Below are 19354 nucleotides of genomic sequence, written 5' to 3' on the forward strand. Positions count from 1 at the left end.
GGCAGGATCCTGCCCGGTCTCGCACCAGCAGGATCCTGCCGCCGTGCACTAAGCAATTGGCCGGCCCCGCGTGTGCGGAGGCCGGCCAATTGCGTTGTGCAGAAACCTAGCGGTTCAGGTGACGCTCGCCCGCGCCGACGTACAGCTGCTGCGGTCGACCGATCTTCGTCTGGCCGTCGCCTCGCGCCTCGCGCCAGTGCGCGAGCCAGCCGGGCAGCCGCCCGATCGCGAACAGCACGGTGAACATGCGGGTCGGGAAGCCCATGGCCTTGTAGATCACGCCGGTGTAGAAGTCGACGTTTGGGTACAGACGACGCTCCTGGAAGTACGGGTCGCTGAGGGCGATCTGCTCGAGCTCTTGTGCCAGGTCGAGCAGCGGGTCGTTGACGCCGAGCTCGGCCAGCACGCTGTGCGCGCTGTCCTTCACGATGCGGGCACGCGGGTCGTAGTTCTTGTAGACGCGGTGGCCGAAGCCCATGAGCTTCACCCCCGCCTCCTTGTTCTTGACCCGTTCGACGAACGCGTGTACGCCCTGGCCCGAGTCTCGAATCTGCGCGAGCATGTCAAGCACCGCCTCGTTGGCGCCGCCGTGCAGCGGGCCCGAGAGCGCGTTGATGCCGGCCGAGACCGACGAGAACATGTTCGCTCCGGTCGAACCGACGAGGCGGACGGTCGACGTCGACGCGTTCTGCTCGTGGTCGGCGTGCAGGATCAAGAGCTGGTCGAGCGCCTTCACGAGCGTGGGGCTGAGCTCGTACTTCTCGGCCTTGTTGCCGAAGTTCAGGCGCAGGAAGTTCTCGACGAAGCTCAGGTTGTTGTCGGGGTACAGGAAGGCCTGCCCAATCGACTTCTTGTGCGCGTAGGCAGCGATCACCGGCAGCTTCGCGAGCAGGCGAATCGTGTTTTCCTCGATGCCCTCGGGGCTATCGGCGTCGAGCGAGCCTTCGTAGAAGGTCGACAGCGCCTGCAGGCCGCCCGAGAGCACGGCCATGGGGTGCGCGGTGTGCGGCAGGCCCTCGAAGTAGTACTTCATATCCTCGTGCAGGAGGGTGTGGTGGCGAATCCTGCTGTCAAAGGCCTCAAGCTCGGTCGGCGTCGGGAGCTCGCCGTAGATCAGCAAGTAAGCGACCTCGAGGAAGGTCGAGCCCTTCGCGAGCTCGTCGATCGGGTAGCCGCGGTAGCGCAGGATGCCCTGGTCGCCATCAATATAGGTGATCGCCGACTTCGTCGAGGCGGTGTTCACAAAGCCGTAATCGAGCGCGGTCAGCCCGGTCTGGCGGGTGAGCGTGCTGACGTCGATGGCGGCGTGGCCGTCAGCGGCGGGCAAGATGGGGAACTCTGCCGTGGCGCCGGGCACGATGAGCTTCGCGGTCCCGAGGGCGGCCTGGCCCAGGCCCTTGGTCGAGTCGATCACAGCGTCTCCTAGCGAGGTCGTCACAGAGTGGGGGAAGGCGCGACTCCTGTGTGCAGCAGACGCCCCATCACTCCACCATATCCGGTCCCGATGACACGCTGCACCCACGCAGCCATTATCGGAGCCCAACAGCGGGGCCGCTGCGCTTCTGTACGGTTCCACCATCGTGGGAACCGCACAACAGAACGGCAAAATCGCTCACGACGGACACATATTTTGCTTCACATCGAAATACTTTCGTGATCTCGCGTGTCGCGTCACACGCACTCGGGGCAGGATCCGCCCGGCGCTACTCCCCCGAAATGCGGCGGGCGGCCTCAGCGATGTGCGCGTCCGTCGCAGTGGTCGAGAACCGCACGTGCTGCGGCGATCCGTCGCCGTAGAACGTCCCCGGGCCCACCACGATACCCAGATCGGCGAAGTGGGCGACGTCCTCCCACGCGTCCACGCCGCGGGTCACCCAGAGGTACAGGCCGGCTTCGCTGGCGTCGATGCGATAGCCGGCAGCTTCGAGCGCGGGGCGCAGGATCGCGCGGCGCGCACGGTAGCGCTCGCGTTGCTCGGCCACGTGCGCCTCGTCGCCGAGCGCGGCGATCATCGCCGCCTGCACCGGCGCGGGCAGCATCAGCCCGGCGTGCTTGCGGACCGTGAGCAGCCGCTCGATGAGCGCCGGGTCGCCCGCAATAAACGCCGCGCGGTAGCCGGCCAGGTTGGACTGCTTGCTCAGCGAGTACACGCCGAGCACATCGGTGTGGTCGGCGCCGACGACGCGCGGGTCAAGGATGGACGGGATCGGAGTGCTCTCCCAGGGCTCGTCCCACCCGAACTCGGCGTAGCACTCGTCGCCGGCGATGACGGCGCCGAGCTCGCGCGCACGCGCAACGGCAGCGCGCAGGGCGTCGACGCCGAGCACGCGGCCGTCGGGGTTGCCGGGCGAGTTGATCCAGACGAGCTTCGTGCTCTCCGGCCACTCGGCCGGGTCGTCCGAGGCCAGAGCGGTCGCGCCGGCCAGTGCCGCGCCCATGGCATAACTTGGGTAGGCGATCACGGGGTGCACGACGGTGTCTCCGGCGCCGAGGCCCAACAGGAACGGCAGCAGCGCGACGAGTTCTTTCGAGCCGACCGTCGGCAGGGTTGCCTCGGGCGCCACGGTCACGCCTCGACGGCGCAGGTACCACTCGGCGATGGCCTCGCGCAGGCGCGGGCTGCCCGCGGTCGCGGGGTACGCGTGCGCGTCGGTCGCGTCAGCAAGCGCGCGTCGCACCGAGTCGGGTGAAGGGTCGATCGGCGAGCCGATCGAGAGGTCGATCTTGCCTCCCGGGTGCAGCGCCGCGCGCGCCGAGAATGGCGCCATCGCGTCCCAGGGGTAGTCGGGGAGCGGCCCGCGCATGCCTAGACAGCCTGCGGGGGAAGCACCGCGACGACCGGGTGGTCGAAGGTGTACACGCCGACCTTGGCAGCACCACCAGGCGAACCGATTTCGTCGAAGAACTCGACGTTGGCCTTGTAATAGTCGGCCCACTCGCCGGGCAGGTCGTCTTCGTAGTAGATGGCCTCGACGGGACACACGGGCTCGCACGCACCGCAGTCGACGCACTCGTCGGGGTGAATGTAGAGCATGCGGTCGCCCTCGTAGATGCAGTCGACCGGGCACTCATCAACGCATGCACGATCCTTTACATCGACACACGGCAGGGCGATGACGTAGGTCATGCAGGCTCACCAACTTTCGAATCGAAGAGTGCCCAGTCTACCGCTCGGGCAATGGGCGCTGCCCCGGCACGCGGGCGAAGCGCGCCGCCCGCGCGCGTCGTGACCGTTGCCCTAGCTCGCGGCGATAAAGATAAGCCCGTCGAGCGTGGCGGTCGAGGCGCCTTCGGACCCCTCGACGATGTCAAGCTGCTTCACCAGAATGAGGCGTTGCCCGGTCTGCAGGGCGCGGGCAAAGTTCGCGAGCGCCTCGGGCGCGCCCGCGGCTACGACGTTCAGCGGGATCGCGGTGAGCCCTGCAGCGGGTGCGGGCGCCGGTTCGGCCGCATTCGCCGCCTCAGCGCCAGCGCCATCGCCGGCGGTGTCGGCGGCCGCAGCGGCAGCGGCCTCGGCGGCCGCAGCCTCCGGGTCGACCTCCGGCGGAACGGGTGAAGACGCGGTGACCGAGGTCAGCTGCACCCCAGACTGAAGCGCCAGCGTCTCGAGCTCACGCAGGAGCTCAGCGCTCGCCACGGTTGCCGGCAGCGAACCGCTCAGCTCAGTCGCCACTGCCTCGAGCTCCGCCCGATTCTTCTCCGCCTGCTGCAGCATCTGAATCTGCACGACCTGCGCGTCGTTGCGGATCTGGGCCGACTCGGCCAGGTCGTCCGTCGATGACGCAATGGCCAGCTGCGGCAGCAGCCCTCCGATAATGCCGAACAGGATCAGCGCGGCGCTCACGACGCCTGCGCCGAGCACCCAGAGGCGTGTCTTCGCACTCATCAGTTGGCCTCCTTTGCGGCAAACCGCGTCGACCGTGCCTCTTCATTGACGGTCAGTTCGATGATGGTGGTGACGCTGCTCGGCAGCGCCTCCTCGCCCTCGGCCGGTGGTGCGGACGCATCCACCGTGCTCGACGTCGCCATCGCGCATTCAAAGCCAGTGACCGCACTCATGCGGTCAATCAGGTCCGCCGCCGCCGCGAACTGCGCGCTGCGAATAGTGACCGTCAGCTTTGCTGCTCCGGGGCCGCACAGCGATGGCGCTTCGGCCGCGGCGGGGTCGACGACGCCGTTCGAGGCCGAGAACCCGACGAGCGCCGACCCCTCGGGCAGGCCCAGCGCGATCTCGTCGCGCAGGTCGATGAACATGACCTCTTCACCCGTCGCCTCCTGGCGAAGCGCCGTGAGCGTCTGCGAGCGGCTCAACAGTTGCTGCACTTCCCCAAACTCGGCGAGCTGTGTGATGAGGGCGTTCGACTCGGCGTCGAGCACCTCGAGTCGCTGTTGTGCGAACATCGCCGTGACAAATCCTGCCCCCGCGATGAGCGCGGCGACCGCGGCGCTGGCCACGATCATGAGCAGCAGCTTCGGCAGGGTCTTCTCATGCTTGAGCGCGGCGCGCTGCGAGGGCGGCAACAGGCTGACCCTGGGGGTCGCGCCCTCCAGGACCTGCGACCGCGAACGAGCTCGATTGAGTGCGGACATTATGCGTTCCCCAATGCGAGACCGATCGGGACAGCGAGGTCGAGTTCGCGTCGTTGAATGAGTTCCGCCGGCACGTCCGGGCCAACCGTGATCCCCGCGAGCGGGCGACCGACTGAGGCCGGCAGCCCGACGTACTCGACGACGGCCCGCGCAAACCCGGGCAGCGCGGTCTCCGCGCCGAGCAGGATCACGCTGTCGACCGCGTCGTCCGTGGAATTGGAGAGGTAGTAGCCGTTCGTGCTGCGAATGGATCCGAAGATCCCCTTGAGCGCATCGAGCATGGCCTGCGAGACAGGCTTATGCCGTGGGTCCGCCCCCTGCTCCAGGCCGAGGTGGCGTTTGACCTTTTCTGAGGTCGAACGATCGGCGTTCAAAATCTCGGCCACGGCGTCTGTGATGGTCTCGCCGCCGGCCGGCACGATGCGCACGAACTGCGGGACGCCGTCCTTGATGACGCTGATGGTCGTGGTGCGCGGCGCGATCGAGACGACGGTGTGCGTGCCCGCGGGCACCGCGGCCTGAGTGATCGCGCGAATGCCCGCGAAGGGCGCAAGGTCGACCTGCACGACCGACAGTCCGGCGTCGCTCAGGGCAGCAACGTTGGTCTCCACCGCATCTTTGAGCGCCGCAACCAGGAGTCCCCGGATCTCAGTCTCGGGCGCCTGCGGACTCGGCTCAATCGGATAGAAGTCGAGGATCGTCTCGGCGACGGGCACCGGCAGCAGGTCCTGCACCTGGTACGGCAGCGCCTGACGCAACTGGGCGAGCGGCATGCGGGGCGCCGTGTGTTCGCGGACGAGCACGCGCTGGTTTCCCGCTCCAAGCACGACGCGCTTGCTCTTGAACTTGCCGTCCTTCCAGAGGCGGGTGAGCGCGGAGGAGACCGCCGCGATGTCGATCACCTCGGTGTCGCGCGCGTGGCCTTCGTCGAGCGCGATCTCGGCGGCGCGCACCAGTTTTGGCTTGCGTCCGTTCGGATCTTCGATCTCGACGGCGAGCAGGCCGCGGCTGGAAATATCCAGCCCGATCACACTCCCTGCCATGTTTCCCCCTTGTTGTTACTTCACGAAATTCACTCCGCCGTGTACCGGCGAGAACCACGAAGCTCGGCTCAGCCTAGCCCGACGAGACGCAGATACCAGCTCGCCACGGCCCCTCCCCCGACAATCCCAATCCAGGCGCCGAGCAGCATAAATGGACCGAACGGCAGCGCCGTCTTTCTGCCCCCGCGTCTCAGCAGCATCAGCGCCACTCCCCACAGCGCACCGAGCAGGAACCCCGCGAACGCGCCGACCACGACCGCGCTCCATCCGACCCAGCCGAGCACGACGCCGACGAGCGGGGCAAGCTTGACGTCGCCGCCGCCCATGCCCGCCGGGTACACGATCGCGATCAGCAGGTAGCCGGCAAAGAGCGCCGCACCACCCCCCAGGGTCTGGCCGACGCGCAGCCAGTCTCCCGCCAGCACCGCCGAGGCGGCGAGCAGCACGGTGACCACCCCGAGGCTCGGCAACACGATGGCGTCGGGCAGGCGGCGATGTTCGAGGTCGATTGCCGCGAGCGCGATGCCCGCGCCCGCGAACCAGAGCAGAGCGGCGAGCGCGAGCCACCACGACGCGATCTCCGCGCCGGATCCTGTCGGAAACCCCGTCGCCCACACCAGCCAGGCGGCGACCAGCGCGAACGCGACGCCGGTGCCCAGCTCGACCAACGGGTAGCGTGCGCTGATCTTGCCGCGGCAGCCCGCGCAGCGACCGCGCAGCGCGAGCCAAGAGATCACGGGCACGTTCTGCCAGGGCCGGATCGCCGCATCGCAGTGCGGGCAGTGGCTCGCGGGCATGAGCGACTCGCCGCGCGGCACGCGCCAGATGACGACGTTGAGGAACGACCCGATGAGGAGGCCGAAGGCACCCGCGCCGACGACGACCAAGGTGAATAGAGTAGTCGCCACTAGGGGGCCGCACTGATGTTGCGCACCGAGAGCGGTGTCGGCTCGATCTTGGTGCCGCCAGGCACTGTAGTGCCGCCGCCCCCGACGCGATCGGGATCGGCAACCGGAACGTAGGTCAAGAGCGGGACGTTGCTAATGTTTCGCGCATAGATTGAGCCACGCCAGAAGCCGCCACCCCAGTTGTTGATCGTCACCCGGCACTCGCCATACAGCAGCCCGGCCACCCGCTTGTCGGTGAAGTTCACCCCTGAGACTTCGATGTCGATGCGAGTCGTCGGGCAGCTCGCGGCGTTGTTGGAGGACACCACGTAGAGGTTCCGCTCAGTCGCGTCGGTTGAACCGAAGGTAAATGCCTCGAGATTCATCTTCGGCGCGAGCAATACGGTGTCGTCGCCCAGCTTCACGGTGATGTCCGTCTTCAGCGTGAGAGTGGGGCAGGCGCGTGCATCAACAATGGTCGGCCGAGTGATCGCCGCAATCTTTGCCGGCATGGGGTGTGCAGTCGAGTACTTCACGTCGCACGCCCCTTCCCAGGGCAGAACCGCGAATCCTGCGGCGATGAATCGATCGTAGTTGAGCGTCCGCCACGGCGGCGCAGGCGCAATCGTAACCGGCGTCTGGTTGATGGCGCCGCCGACCCAAGAGGCAGGCGATCCTGATGCGACCGACAGCGCCCCACCGTGGGTGAGCGAACCGCCGATCACTGGCAGCGTGCCACCCGAGAGGGTGACCTTCCCGCCCACAACGGCGTTGCCGAGCACGCGCGAGCTGCCCTTGTCACGAAGCAGGTTGCCGGACACCTCGAGGTTGCCCGAGATGACACAGTTGCTTTTCGACAGGTCAGCATTGCCGTTCTTCACGTACACGCTGCCCTGAATGGTTGCGCCGCCACCACAGACGAAATCGCCCGTGGTAATCATGATGTCGGCGGGGAGCCCGGAGACTCCCGAGCCAAACGTTCCGTTGCCGTTAAAAGTCCAATTGTTGCCGCTGTAGATGATCGTGTCGTAGTCGAACGACACTGCCGGCGTCACGGTGAGCGCGTGAATCCGTTCGATCGTCTGTTTCGTGCCTGATGAAGTGCCTGTTGACACGATGCGCATTTGCGAGGTGGTCGTCGGGCAGGCCGTCGACCATCCGCTCGGGCCGCCGAAGCTGACCTTGACGGAATATGTCGGTGAGGTGCCCGCGATCGTCGCGGTCGCCAGCGAACAAATGGGGCTTGCGGGGTCAACCGAGCGCGCGAGCGCATCCGCGATGCCCGCCTCGGCTGCGGCCTGAGCCTGCACCGTGTTCTTGCTCGCGACGGTCACGTGCGACGAGCCGACAATATTGATGAGGAACACCGCGATGAGCGCGACTCCGAGGAAGAAGACGAGCAGCACCATCGGCAGCGCCGCCCCGCGGTCGTCTCTGCGCAGCAGCGCGCGCAGACGTGAACTCAGATTCATGATGCTCTCCCCTCACTCATCACGGGCATTCCAGCGGAGCGATTGTGCCCTGGGCGACGTTGCCGATGGACCCGAACACGTCAATCAGCCCTTCGTCGCTCGTCGCCGCGCGGAAGGTAAAAGTAAGTGTGCCGCTCTGGCCCCGCGAGATTTCGGAGGGCCCTGCGGTGGAAAAGAACGGCTCGGTCCCGTTCGGCTGCGTGCGATCGAGCAGCGCGACTCCGTTGCGCGTGATGCGGTAGTTCGTGCCGGAGCCGGTAGCTACCCAGTTCACGCACTGCCAGGAAATGGCCCCCGCCGCGCTCGAGGCGACCGACGCGACGACCCGGTGGCCACCGTCGCGCACCGCAAATGCCCGAGCATTACGAACATCCCTGTTCAACTGTGTCACGAGCGTCTGCGAGTCGTTCGCGGTGTTCGTGAGACCAGACACCGTCTTCTCCGAACGAAAAAGCGTAATGATGACCGCGGTGATTACAGTCATCAGAATGCCGAACACCAAGATGTAGACGGCAAGTTCGACCAGGCTAAAGCCGCGGTCGCCCGCAACGCGACGCCGGAGAGCGGTGATCACGGCGTGCTCTCGACCATGCGCACGATCACCTTGGTGGTCGCGCTCGAAATAGTCTTCCCGGGCTTGGTTGTCTTCACCACGCTGACGGTGACGGTTGCGAGCCGCTGCGGTGCGGGGCATGAAGACACTGTCCGTGTCGCAGTAAAACGCTCGACCACCTTCGTGGTGGTCAGCGCACAGTCGGTGTCGAGCAGCTCCCCGCGCGAGGCGTCCAGCTGGGCCGACACGACGCGGTTCGCCTGCGCGACCGTCGCGTTTTGGGCCGCAAGGCTGATCGAGTTCACGACCAATGGGAAGAGACCCACGAGCACGATGCCGAGGACGATTATCGCGACGGCGACTTCCACGAGGCTTACGCCGAATTCCGATTTGAGTGCGGACACACGCTGACGATCACGCGTCATTTCGTCCCCTCTCACTCAAACAACCAGGTGATGCTTGAACGGACGGCCCCACTAGGGGGACGTCCGTTCAAGCAAAGAATGGCACCAACATGCCCGGTGAGACCTACGCGCAGCCAGGGCCCTTAGTGGACGTAGCCACGGTTGCATCCTTGGTGGTGGTGGCCGAAACGCAGTATGCGTCAGTTCCCGAGAGCGCGTTTCCATCTACTGTGACGGTGACGCCTTCGCCGTCTAGTGCTCCAACTGCAGTGAGGAGATCCGCATTGGTGACAGTTGCATCGGCTGCAATCTCGCCCGCGACGATCGCCGAGCCGTTTGAAGCAGCCGCTTGAACCTTTGCCGTCTCAGCGCCCTTCTGAACGTTCAAGAACACCGGCACAGCAATGGCGACCAAAATACCGATAATGACGATTACGACGGCGAGCTCGACGAGCGAGAAGCCCTTGTCGTCGCGCTTGCGCTCCTGCAGTGCGTTTTTGATGCGCTCAAGCATGATTGTTCCCCCTGTGTAAGTATGTGCACCAACAGTTCACGATCGTGGAACGGTGCGTGCCCCCCGACATTCGCGAGCTTAGGGGCAGGCATGCCCTAGCTTGGCAATAACGCACCGCGCGTCTCGAATTTTCACCCGGCCCGCTCACCCGAAAAATCACGGGTGGGTAACGCTACGACTGGCCGATCACCGTGACCATCGTGAAGATCGGCAGGTAGAGCGCGACGACCATACCGCCGATGACGAGGCCGACGAGTACGAGCAGGATCGGCTCGATCATCGACGTGAGCTGATCAGCCGCGGTCTCGACCTCGCGGTCGTAGAACTCGGCGATGCTCGTGAGCATCGTGTCGAGCGCACCCGAGTCCTCGCCCACGGCGACCATCTGAGTCACCATCGGCGGGAACACCTCGTGCTGCGCGAGCGGCTGCGCGAAGGGCCGGCCGTGCCGCACCGAGTCCTCGGCCTCCATCAGCGCCTGCTCGACCACCCAGTTGTTCGAGACCTTTGCGACCAGGCCGATCGCCTGCAGCATGGGCACGCCCGAGTGCAGCATCACGGCGAGATTGCGGCTAAACCGCGCGATCGCGACCTTCCGAAACAACGAGCCAAAGATCGGCATCTTGACTTTGGCGGTGTCCACCACTCGGCGCACGTCGTCGTCGGCGCCGTGCCGCGAGTACCAGATGGCGGCAATGGCGACCAGCACAAGCAGGATCGGCACCCAAATCACGGCCGACTTCGACGCCGACACGAGAATCTGCGTGGGAATTGGTAGCTCGCTCCCGAACCCCGCAAACAGGCTCTCAAACGTCGGGACGACGAACAGCAGCATCGCGATGACTGCAAGCACTGCGACGATCATGACGACGATGGGGTACGCCATCGCCCCCTTGACCTTCTGCTGCAGCTTGAGCTCGGTCTCGAAGTTCTTGGCGATCGATTCGAGCGCGCTGTCGAGAAAACCACCGGTCTCGCCCACGCGCACGAGGTTGATCATGATGAGCGGGAACACCTTGCCACGCCGGCCCATGGCCGCAGACAGGGCCGAGCCCTGCTCAACCTCGCGCTTGACATCAGTGAACGCCTGGGCGAGCACCTCGTTGTCGGTCTGCTGCGAAATGATCTCGAGTGCGCGCAGCAGTGTCACGCCCGAACCGATCATGACCGAGAGCTGCTTCGACGAGATCGCGAGGTCCTTGAGCCCTGGCTTGCGCTTGAGCGCCTCGATATTCAGGTCCTTGTTCAGACCCATGCTGTCGTTGTCTTTCACCCACAGCGGGGTGAGGCCCTGGTCGCGCACCGCAGCGACGGCCGCGGCGTCGCTCGTGGCGTGCAGCCGCCCCTTGACCACCTTGCCGTCGGTGCCGCGCGCACGGTACACATAGAGCGTGCTGGCGGGACTTGCCATGGCCTAGGCCCGTCCCCGCCGGCCTGGCGCGTCGGCGATGAAATCGCCGAAGCCGTCGTCGAAGGCGAGGCCCATATCGGTCTCGGCGCGCTCACCCGGGTCGGACTCGGCGACGAGTCGAGACGCGAGCGACTCAAAGCTCGCCAGGTCGCTCGCCTTGTCGCGCGCCTCGCTGTAGTCGACCACGCCATCGCGCACCAGCGCCGCGAGCGACTGGTCCATCGTGTGCATGCCCTGCTCGCCGCCCGACTGCAGCATCGAGTAGATCTGGTGAGACTTGCCCTCGCGCACGAGGTGACTGATCGCGGGCGTCATCTTCAAGAGCTCAGTCGCGACCACCCGGCCGCCCCCGCGCTTGCGCAAGAGCGTCTGCGACAGCACGCCCTGCAGGCTGCCGGCGAGCTGGGTGCGGATCTGCCCCTGTTGGTAGGGCGGGAAGACGTCGACGATGCGGTCGATCGACTGCGCGGCGTCGACCGTGTGCAGCGTCGCGAAAACGAGGTGTCCGGTTTCAGCGGCGGTGAGCGCGACCGAGATCGACTCGAGGTCGCGAAGCTCGCCGACGAGAATGACATCCGGATCCTGCCGCAAGACATGCTTGAGGGCCGCGGCGAACGTGTGCGTGTCGCTGCCAACCTCGCGCTGATTCACGATCGACTTCTGGTGCCGGTGCAGGAACTCGATCGGGTCTTCCACCGTCATGATGTGGCTCGCGCGCTCGCGGTTCACCACGTCGATCAGCGAGGCGAGGGTGGTCGACTTTCCCGAGCCCGTGGGGCCGGTAACCAGCACCATGCCGCGGGGCAGATAGGCGAAGTCCTTGAGCTGCGGCGGCATGCCGAGTGCGTCCAAGGCGCGGATCTCGTTCTGGATGAGGCGGAATGCCCCGCCCATCGAGCCGCGCTGCCAGTAGAGGTTCACCCGGAAGCGGGCAATGCCCGGCGCCGAGTAAGCGAGGTCCAGCTCAAGCTCGCGATCGAGCACCTCGCGCTGCTCGGGCGTGAGCATGCCACTCAGCACCCGGCGCAGCTCGTCGGGCGTGAACCGCTCGTGCTCCCCCGGCAGCGGCATGATGTGGCCGTCGTGGCGCATCATCGGCACCGAGCCCACGGCCAGGTGCAGGTCAGATCCTTCCTGCTGTGCGACGGTGCGCAGTGCCTGGTCAAGATCAAACGTCATCGGGTTTCCTCCCCTGGGCGACGCGCGAATCGCGCTGGCCGGCCGAACAAACACATACCTCTACGCCGCAACACGCAGCACCTCTTCGATCGAGGTGATGCCTTTGAGCACCTTCTGCCAGCCGTCCTCGCGCAGCGGGATCATGCCCTCCGCGAGCGCCGACTTTCGAATCTCGAGCCCCGAGGAGCGCGCCACGGCGTGCCGCTCGATCGTCTCGCTGATGACCATGACCTCGTGCAGCGCAACACGGCCGCGGTATCCGGTCCCGGCGCAGCGCGCGCAGCCGACGGGCTCGCCGATGCGGGCGCCCTCGGGGGCGCTGAACCCGAGCTCGCCCAGGAGCACGGGGTCGGCGGGCTTCATCACGCGACATTCCACACACAGCCGGCGGGCGAGGCGCTGGGCGACGACCGAGTCGATCGCCGACGCCACAAGGAAGGGCTCGATCCCCATCTCGATCAAGCGGGTGATCGCGCTCGGCGCATCGTTCGTGTGCAGCGTCGAAAGCACGAGGTGGCCGGTGAGCGCGGCTTCGACCGAGGTCTGCGCGGTCTCGCCGTCGCGGATCTCGCCGACCAGCACCACGTCGGGGTCGCCGCGCAGAATGGAGCGGAGCGCGGACGCGAACGTCAGGCCGGCCCGCGGGTTCACCTGCATCTGGGCGATGCCCTCCATGCGGTACTCGACCGGGTCTTCGATCGTGATGACGTTGATCTCGGGCCGCGCGATCTCGCTCAGGGTTGTGTACAGCGTCGTCGACTTGCCCGAGCCGGTCGGCCCGGTCACCAGGATCATGCCGTGCGGTCGCGTAAACGAGCGCGAGTACTCGTCGAGATTGTGCGCGGACATCCCGAGATCCTTGATCGACAGAGTCGCCGCGGAATTGTCCAGGATCCGCATGACGATCTTCTCGCCCCAGACCGTGGGCAGGGTCGCGACGCGGAGGTCGATCGAGCGGCCGTTGTGCGTGACCGAAATGCGACCGTCCTGCGGGCGCCGCTTCTCGGCGATGTCGATGCCGCTCATGATCTTGAGGCGCGAGATCACGCCGTCCTTGATCGCGGGGGACGCTTCCTGCGTGTCGTGCAGCACGCCGTCGATGCGGTAGCGCACGCGCAGGCTGCGGTCACCCGGGTCGATGTGGATATCCGAGGCGCGATCCTGAATCGCCTGCGAGATGATGAGGTTGACGAAGCGCACGATGGGCGCATCATCCCCATCGTCCTCGAGACTCTCGGTCGAGTTCACCGTGAGTGCGTTTGACGCCTCGTTGTCGAGCGCCGTGGTGAGGTCGGCAATCTGGTCGTCCAGACGCACGTAGCGGTCAAGCGCGGTCGCCATCGCGTCGCGGGCCGCCACCACCACCTGGACGGCGAGGCCGATCGAGCTCGAGATGTCGTCGAGCGCGATGACATCGTCGGGGTCGACCACCGCCACGGTAATGCGGCGGGTGTTCGCCTGGATTCCGAGGACCTGGTGGCGCCGGCACAGCTCGGGAGCCAGCAGCAGGACCGCGTCGCGATCGACCGTGGCGTTCGCGAGGTCAACGAACGGCAGACCAGCGGAAACGGCGATGGCCAGCGCGACCTGTTCGTTCGTGAGGTGGCCACGCGCAACGAGTTCGTTCTCGACCCGACGCTCGCCCACTTCGGCAATCAGCGCGTCGACCGTGCTGCGTGGCACAGCGGACGTCAAGACCAAATGTTCGAGAGATCTGCGCATGAAAAGATCTACCCCCTCCGCACCCCACGCTCATCGTAGCGGTGGATTACGCCTCCGTGAGCACTTCCCGCGCGAGTTCCGCTTCGACCCGCGCGAGCGCGGCCGCAAACCGCTCGCCAAACACCGCGATCTCCGCCTCGCCAACGATCAGCGGCGGCGCGAGCCGCACGGTGTGAGCGTCGGGCGCGTTCACGATCAGCCCGGCCGCGAGCGCCGCTGCCACCACTGCCGGGGCCACCGGCGCACTGAGCTCGACGCCGAGGAGCAGGCCCTGCCCGCGGAGGCCCGTCACGAGCGAAGAACCCAGCCCGAGCACGAGGTCGCGGATCCGCTGACCCTCGCGGTTCGCCGCGGCCACCAGGCCGTCGCGCTCCACCACATCGAGCACGGTGTTTGCCGCGGCAGCGGCCAGCGGGTTCCCACCGAAGGTCGTACCGTGCATGCCCGGGGCAAAGAGGTCGGCCGCCACCGGGGTGAGCGCGACAAGTGCCCCGATCGGGACGCCGCCGCCGAGACCCTTCGCGAGAGTGATCGCGTCGGGCAGGATCCCTGCGTGCTGGAACCCGAACATCTCACCGGTGCGGGCGATGCCGGTCTGAATCTCGTCGACAATCAGCAGCGCGCCGTGCTCGCGGGTGAGCTCGCGCGCCCGCTCAAGGAAACCCTCGGGCAGCGGGCGCACCCCGGCCTCGCCCTGAATGGGCTCGACGACGAGGGCAGCGACCTGACCGGTCAGCGCCGCCTCGAGGGCCTCGATGGTCGGGGCGATGTGCTGCACGCCGGCCGGCATCGGCTCGAAGGGCGCGCGCATCGCGGGCTTGCCGGTGAGGGCCAGGGCCCCCATCGTGCGGCCGTGGAAGCCGAGGTCGAGGGCGAGAATGACGGGGCGATCCTGCCCGCCGTGCAGCCGCGCCAGCTTGAACGCAGCCTCGTTCGCCTCGGTGCCGCTGTTCGCGAAGAACACGCGGCCCTCGTCGGTCGCCCCCGAGAGCGCGAGCAGGCGAGCCGCGAGCGTGAGCTGCGGCTCTGTCGCGAAGAAGTTCGAGACGTGCACGAGCGTGCCTGCCTGCGCGGAGATGGTGCGCACGAGTTCGGGGTGGGCGTGGCCCAGCGCGTTGACCGCGATACCCGCGAGGAAATCGAGCAACTGCTCCCCCGCCGAGTCCTCCACCCAGCACCCCTGGCCGCGCACGAGCAGGCGCTCGGGAACGCCAAAGGTGCGCATCATGTGGGCGGCGTAGTCGTCCTGCCAAGCGGCGCTCACGGGGTGACCTCCGTGCCGATCCCGCGAGAGGTAAAGATCTCGAGCAGGATCGAGTGCGGCACCCGCCCGTCGATGATCGCGGCCTTGGAGACCCCGCCGCGCACGGCGTCGAGGCAGGCGCGCATCTTCGGGATCATGCCCGACTCGAGCGACGGCAGCATGATCTCAAGCTCGGCCGCGGTGAGGCTCGAGACGAGCGAGTCGCGATCAGGCCAGTTGGCGTAGAGGCCCGGGACGTCGGTGAGCACGACGAGCTTTTCTGCGCCGAGCGCGCTCGCGAGGGCGCCGGCCGCCGCGTCCGCGTTGATGTTGAGCGACTGGCCGGGGTGATCGGCGTCGGGCGCGATCGAGGAAACGACCGGGATGAGGCCGGCGTCGAGCAGCGCGAGGATCGGCTCGGGGCGCACGTCGACGACGTCACCGACGTGGCCGAGGTCCACGAGCTCGCCGTCGATCTCGACGGGCGGGCGACGGCGCCCGACGAAGAGCCCGGCGTCCTCCCCCGTGGTGCCTGCCGCGAGCGGGCCGTGCGTGTTGATCTCATCAACGAGCGCCGGGTTCACCTTGCCGGTGAGCACCATGCGCACGACGTCCATCGCCTCGGCCGTCGTGACGCGATAGCCGCCGCGGAACTCGCTCTCAATGCCGAGGCGCCCCAGCATCTCTGAGATCTGCGGCCCCCCGCCGTGCACGACGACCGGCCGGATCCCGGCGTGACGCAGGTACACGACGTCCTCGGCGAACGCCTGGATGAGCGCGTCGTCGACCATGGCGTTGCCGCCGAACTTGATAACCACGATGGCGTCGCGGAACTTCTTGAGCCAGGGCAGGGTTTCGATGAGTACTTCGGCCTTCGCAGCTGCCTCGCTCTGGGCGAGGACCGTTGTCGTGTTCGTCATTAGCTGGAGTACGCGCTGTTCTCGTGGACGTACGCCTGTGTGAGGTCGTTCGTACGAATGGTCGCGTCGTGTTCGCCCGCGAAGAGCTCAATGCGCACATGGGTCGCGCGCGGCGTGAGGTCGACGTCGGTCACGGGGCGATCGGGGCCGCCCGCGTGGCAGAGGCGAACGCCGTTGAACGCGACATCGACCTCGTACGGGTCGAACTGCGCGGTCGTTGTTCCGATCGCCGCGAGCACGCGACCCCAGTTCGGGTCGTTGCCGTAGATCGCGGTCTTGAAGAGGTTGTTCCGGGCGACCGAGCGGCCGACCTCGACGGCCTCGGCGGGGCTGGCCGCGCCGATGACCTCGATGGCAATGTTGTGACTCGCGCCCTCGGCGTCGGCCTGCAGCGCGGCGGCGAGCCGGTCGCAGACATCGGTGAGCGCCGCCGCGAACTCGGACGGGTCGGGGGTGACTGCCGAGGCGCCCGAGCTGAGCAGCGCTACCGTGTCGTTGGTCGACATGCAGCCGTCCGAGTCGAGGCGGTCGAACGTGGCGGACGTCGCCTGGCGCAGCGCCACGTCGAGCTCGGCCTGCGGCAGCACGGCGTCGGTGGTGATCACGACGAGCATGGTCGCGAGGCCCGGCGCGAGCATGCCTGCGCCTTTCGCCATCGCACCGATCGACCAGCCGTCACCCGCGTGCACGGCGGTCTTCTCGACCGAGTCAGTCGTCAGGATCGCGGCCGGTGCCGTCGTGTCATCCTCGCTCAGCGCGCCCACGAGTGTCGGCACGTTGTGCACGATCTTGTCGCGGAAGGCCTGGTCGCCCGTACCGATGAGGCCGGTCGAGCACACGAGGATCTGGCCAGCGGTCGCGCTCAGCGCGTCGGCGACGGCCTCTGCCGTCAGCCGGGTCGTGTCGGCGCCGAAGTCGCCCGTGAAGCAGTTCGCGCCGCCCGAGTTCAGGACGATCGCTCGTGCCTCGCCGCCCTGGGCGACCGCGCGACTCCAGATCACCGGGTGCGCCTGGGCGCGGTTCGACGTGAATACGACGGCGGCGTCAAAGCGCGGGCCAAGATTCTCGACGAGCGCGAGGTCGGGCTTGCCGGTCGACTTCAGGCCGACGGCGATGCCGGCCGAGCGGAATCCGGCGGGGGTGGTGACGGTCACGGTGCAACTCCATTGACGGACAGGCCGGTCGCTTCGGGCAGCCCGAGCGCGATGTTGGCCGATTGGATGGCGGCACCTGCGGTGCCCTTGACGAGGTTGTCGACCGCGGCGACCACGATGACGCGGCCGACGGCCTCGTCGATCGCGAGCCCGATCAGACACGTGTTGGCGCCGAGCACGTCGGCGGTGCGCGGGAAGCGTCCCTCGGGCAGCAACTGCACGAAGGTCTCCCCGGCATATGCACTCTCCCAGGCGGCGCGAACGTCGGCGGCGCTCGTGCCCGGCACGATGCGCGCCGTCGAGGTGGCGAGAATGCCGCGGCTCATGGGAACGAGCACCGGCGTGAGGCTCAGCGTGACGTCGCCGCGAGCGCCCGCGGCGCGCAGCGCCTGCTGAATCTCGGGGATGTGCCGGTGGGTCCCACCGACGGCATAGGGGTTGGCCGAGCCCATGAGCTCGGCGCCCAACAGGTGCGTCTGCGCAGCCTTGCCCGCGCCAGACGGACCGACCGCGAGCACGGAGACCAGGTCGCCGGGCTCGATGACGCCCGCCGCGATGCCCGGGGCGAGCGAGAGCGCCACGGTGCTTGCGTTGCAGCCCGGAGCCGCGATCCTGCTCGCGCCAACAAGTGCGTCGCGCCCGCGCGAGGTGTCGTCGCCCTCGCCGGCCACGATCAGCTCGGGCACCCCATACGTCCACGCACCGTGGTGCTCGCCGCCGTAAAACGCGGCCCAGTCGGCGGGATCGGTGAGTCGGTGGTCGGCACCGCAGTCGATCGCGACGCGCACATCGCGCAGTTGAGCGGTGAGCTCGCCCGAGGCGCCGTGCGGCAGGGCGAAGAAGACGATGTCATGCCCGTCGAGCACCTCGGGGGTCGTCGGCTGCAAGATGAGATCGGCGAGGCCGCGCAGGTGCGGCTGCGACTCGACGAGCGGTCGACCTGCGCTCGAGTGCCCGGTGACGGTCCGTATCTCGAACTCGGGATGGTCTGCGAGCAGCCGCAGCAGCTCGCCTCCCGCGTACCCGCTCGCGCCAGCGACAGCGACGGTGAACGTCATGCTCGACTCCCTGATTGATGCAACGACAAATGGTCCAGTGCCATTCTGGCACTGATCAGCGAGGGACTCGGGCATGTGCCCAATCAGAAGTCGGCGATGATCAGCTTCTTCATGGGCATCATGTGTGCAAAGGCGCCGGGCCTGTTCATCAGCTCAGCCATGTTCTCGGGCACGATCTGCCAGCTGACACCTGCGCGGTCGACCAGCCAGCCGCACTGCTCCGCCTCCGGCACCGCGGACAGCGCGTCCCACAAGCGGTCGATCTCGGCCTGATCCGCGCACGACACGGAGAGCGACACCCCGGGCGAAAAGGTGAACGGCTGTTCGACCCCCGAGTCCATCGCCACGAACCACTGCGCGCCGATGCGGAAGTCGCTGAACATTACGGACTCTGTCGTCGCGGGACCCGTGGGTTCAGGGTAGGTCGACCGCACCCCGAGCTGCGCGTCGGGAAACAGCGACAGGTAGTAGTCGACCATCTCGGTCGCGCGGTTCTGTGCCGGGCCGCAGAACATGAGCGCGGGCATGAGGAACGGGCGCGGTTCGCCCGCGGGGTTCGTGAGCATGAGCTGCCAGCTCACGCCGTACTTGTCCTGCACCCAGCCGAACAGCGGGCTGAACGGGTACTCGGTGAGCGGCATAAGGGCCGTGCCGCCGTCGAGCAGGGCGTGCCAGAGATCGGACAGGCGTTCGCGCGCCTGGGCCTCGTCGCCGCCCGCGGCCGCATCGCCAAACATCAGCGGGTCGAAGTTCAGCATGAACGAGATCGACGGGTTGGGCGCGAATTCGCCTCCCGCGTTGATCAGCGTGAGGTGGGAGTCGGCAATCTTCACGCTGACAGTCAGCGCCTTCCCGGCAAAGTCCTGCTGGAAGTCGAGCAGCCCGTCGTCAGGGTAGCGACTGTCAACGGTGCTCGCGGCGAAGCCGGGGCCGCCCACCTCGCCGAACGCGGCGGCGTAGAATCTGCCCGCCTCTTCCGCGTTCCCTTGAAACCATAGGTTCGGAATGATCTGTTGCACGATTGCTCCGCTCGCTTGTTTCGGTGCCCTGGTCGTCGGGAACACGCCCAGTATCCGCCCAACCTCCGACACTCACAAGGCTGGTCGGCACGGTCCGTCCAGGTTGCTCCTACCCCTGGCCGCGCCCGGCCACCCCGGCGATCCCAGCCTCCCCAGCCACCCCATGGCATCCCAGGCATCCAGGG

General features: G+C 67.2%; 19 protein-coding genes. All 19 read right to left on the reverse strand.

Annotated elements, in window-relative coordinates; translation table 11 throughout:
* Positions 1-106: 106 nt before the first annotated feature.
* On the reverse strand, positions 107-1414 hold the full coding sequence (locus JW030_RS07990; RefSeq protein WP_188044002.1) for a citrate synthase: 1308 nt from the start codon (positions 1412-1414) through the stop codon (positions 107-109).
* 289 nt (positions 1415-1703) lie between these two features.
* Positions 1704-2804, reverse strand: a complete 1101-nt coding sequence (gene dapC, locus JW030_RS07995; protein ID WP_188044003.1) for a succinyldiaminopimelate transaminase — start codon at positions 2802-2804, stop codon at positions 1704-1706.
* Positions 2805-2806: 2 nt separating this feature from the next.
* On the reverse strand, positions 2807-3127 hold the full coding sequence (gene fdxA, locus JW030_RS08000; RefSeq protein ID WP_188044004.1) for a ferredoxin: 321 nt from the start codon (positions 3125-3127) through the stop codon (positions 2807-2809).
* Positions 3128-3238: 111 nt separating this feature from the next.
* Positions 3239-3886 carry a GspMb/PilO family protein gene (locus JW030_RS08005; RefSeq protein ID WP_188044005.1) on the reverse strand — a complete coding sequence of 216 codons (648 nt, stop codon included), beginning with the start codon at positions 3884-3886 and terminating at the stop codon, positions 3239-3241.
* On the reverse strand, positions 3886-4590 hold the full coding sequence (locus JW030_RS08010) for a hypothetical protein (RefSeq protein ID WP_188044006.1): 705 nt from the start codon (positions 4588-4590) through the stop codon (positions 3886-3888). Before JW030_RS08010 ends, JW030_RS08005 begins: the two co-directional genes overlap by 1 nt.
* Positions 4590-5633 carry a type IV pilus assembly protein PilM gene (gene pilM / locus JW030_RS08015; RefSeq protein WP_188044007.1) on the reverse strand — a complete coding sequence of 348 codons (1044 nt, stop codon included), beginning with the start codon at positions 5631-5633 and terminating at the stop codon, positions 4590-4592. The genes JW030_RS08010 and pilM overlap by 1 nt, the downstream gene beginning before the upstream one ends.
* Before the next feature lie 68 nt (positions 5634-5701).
* Positions 5702-6541 carry an A24 family peptidase gene (locus JW030_RS08020; RefSeq protein WP_241095378.1) on the reverse strand — a complete coding sequence of 280 codons (840 nt, stop codon included), beginning with the start codon at positions 6539-6541 and terminating at the stop codon, positions 5702-5704.
* Positions 6541-7992, reverse strand: a complete 1452-nt coding sequence (locus tag JW030_RS08025) for a hypothetical protein (protein WP_188044008.1) — start codon at positions 7990-7992, stop codon at positions 6541-6543. The genes JW030_RS08020 and JW030_RS08025 overlap by 1 nt, the downstream gene beginning before the upstream one ends.
* Before the next feature lie 19 nt (positions 7993-8011).
* Positions 8012-8566: a type II secretion system protein J gene (locus tag JW030_RS08030; RefSeq protein ID WP_188044009.1), complete on the reverse strand. Its 555-nt coding sequence runs from the start codon at positions 8564-8566 to the stop codon at positions 8012-8014.
* Positions 8563-8970, reverse strand: coding sequence for a type II secretion system protein (locus JW030_RS08035; RefSeq protein WP_188044010.1), 408 nt, complete (start codon positions 8968-8970; stop codon positions 8563-8565). Before JW030_RS08035 ends, JW030_RS08030 begins: the two co-directional genes overlap by 4 nt.
* 103 nt (positions 8971-9073) lie before the next feature.
* Entirely contained in the window at positions 9074-9463 is a 390-nt protein-coding gene (locus JW030_RS08040; RefSeq protein ID WP_188044011.1) for a prepilin-type N-terminal cleavage/methylation domain-containing protein, read from the reverse strand.
* A gap of 172 nt (positions 9464-9635) precedes the next feature.
* Positions 9636-10874, reverse strand: coding sequence for a type II secretion system F family protein (locus JW030_RS08045; RefSeq protein ID WP_188044012.1), 1239 nt, complete (start codon positions 10872-10874; stop codon positions 9636-9638).
* A gap of 3 nt (positions 10875-10877) precedes the next feature.
* Positions 10878-12053, reverse strand: a complete 1176-nt coding sequence (locus tag JW030_RS08050) for a type IV pilus twitching motility protein PilT (protein WP_188044013.1) — start codon at positions 12051-12053, stop codon at positions 10878-10880.
* 60 nt (positions 12054-12113) lie between these two features.
* Positions 12114-13775: a GspE/PulE family protein gene (locus JW030_RS08055; RefSeq protein WP_188044014.1), complete on the reverse strand. Its 1662-nt coding sequence runs from the start codon at positions 13773-13775 to the stop codon at positions 12114-12116.
* Between the two features lie 46 nt (positions 13776-13821).
* Positions 13822-15039, reverse strand: a complete 1218-nt coding sequence (locus JW030_RS08060) for an acetylornithine transaminase (protein WP_256434423.1) — start codon at positions 15037-15039, stop codon at positions 13822-13824.
* The gene (gene argB / locus JW030_RS08065) at positions 15036-15938 is read right to left on the reverse strand and encodes an acetylglutamate kinase (RefSeq protein WP_188044015.1); all 903 of its coding nucleotides are present in this window, start codon (positions 15936-15938) and stop codon (positions 15036-15038) included. The genes JW030_RS08060 and argB overlap by 4 nt, the downstream gene beginning before the upstream one ends.
* Complete coding sequence (gene argJ / locus JW030_RS08070; RefSeq protein ID WP_188044016.1) at positions 15938-17092, reverse strand: bifunctional glutamate N-acetyltransferase/amino-acid acetyltransferase ArgJ; 1155 nt, start codon at positions 17090-17092, stop codon at positions 15938-15940. Before argJ ends, argB begins: the two co-directional genes overlap by 1 nt.
* The gene (argC, locus tag JW030_RS08075) at positions 17089-18150 is read right to left on the reverse strand and encodes an N-acetyl-gamma-glutamyl-phosphate reductase (protein ID WP_188044017.1); all 1062 of its coding nucleotides are present in this window, start codon (positions 18148-18150) and stop codon (positions 17089-17091) included. The genes argJ and argC overlap by 4 nt, the downstream gene beginning before the upstream one ends.
* An 83-nt stretch (positions 18151-18233) precedes the next feature.
* A complete protein-coding gene (locus JW030_RS08080) occupies positions 18234-19169 on the reverse strand; it encodes a VOC family protein (RefSeq protein WP_188044018.1) in 936 nt (311 codons plus the stop codon).
* Between the last annotated feature and the right edge of the window lie 185 nt (positions 19170-19354).

Origin of the sequence: Leucobacter sp. CX169 (assembly GCF_017161405.1) — a bacterium.
Classification (GTDB): domain Bacteria; phylum Actinomycetota; class Actinomycetes; order Actinomycetales; family Microbacteriaceae; genus Cx-87.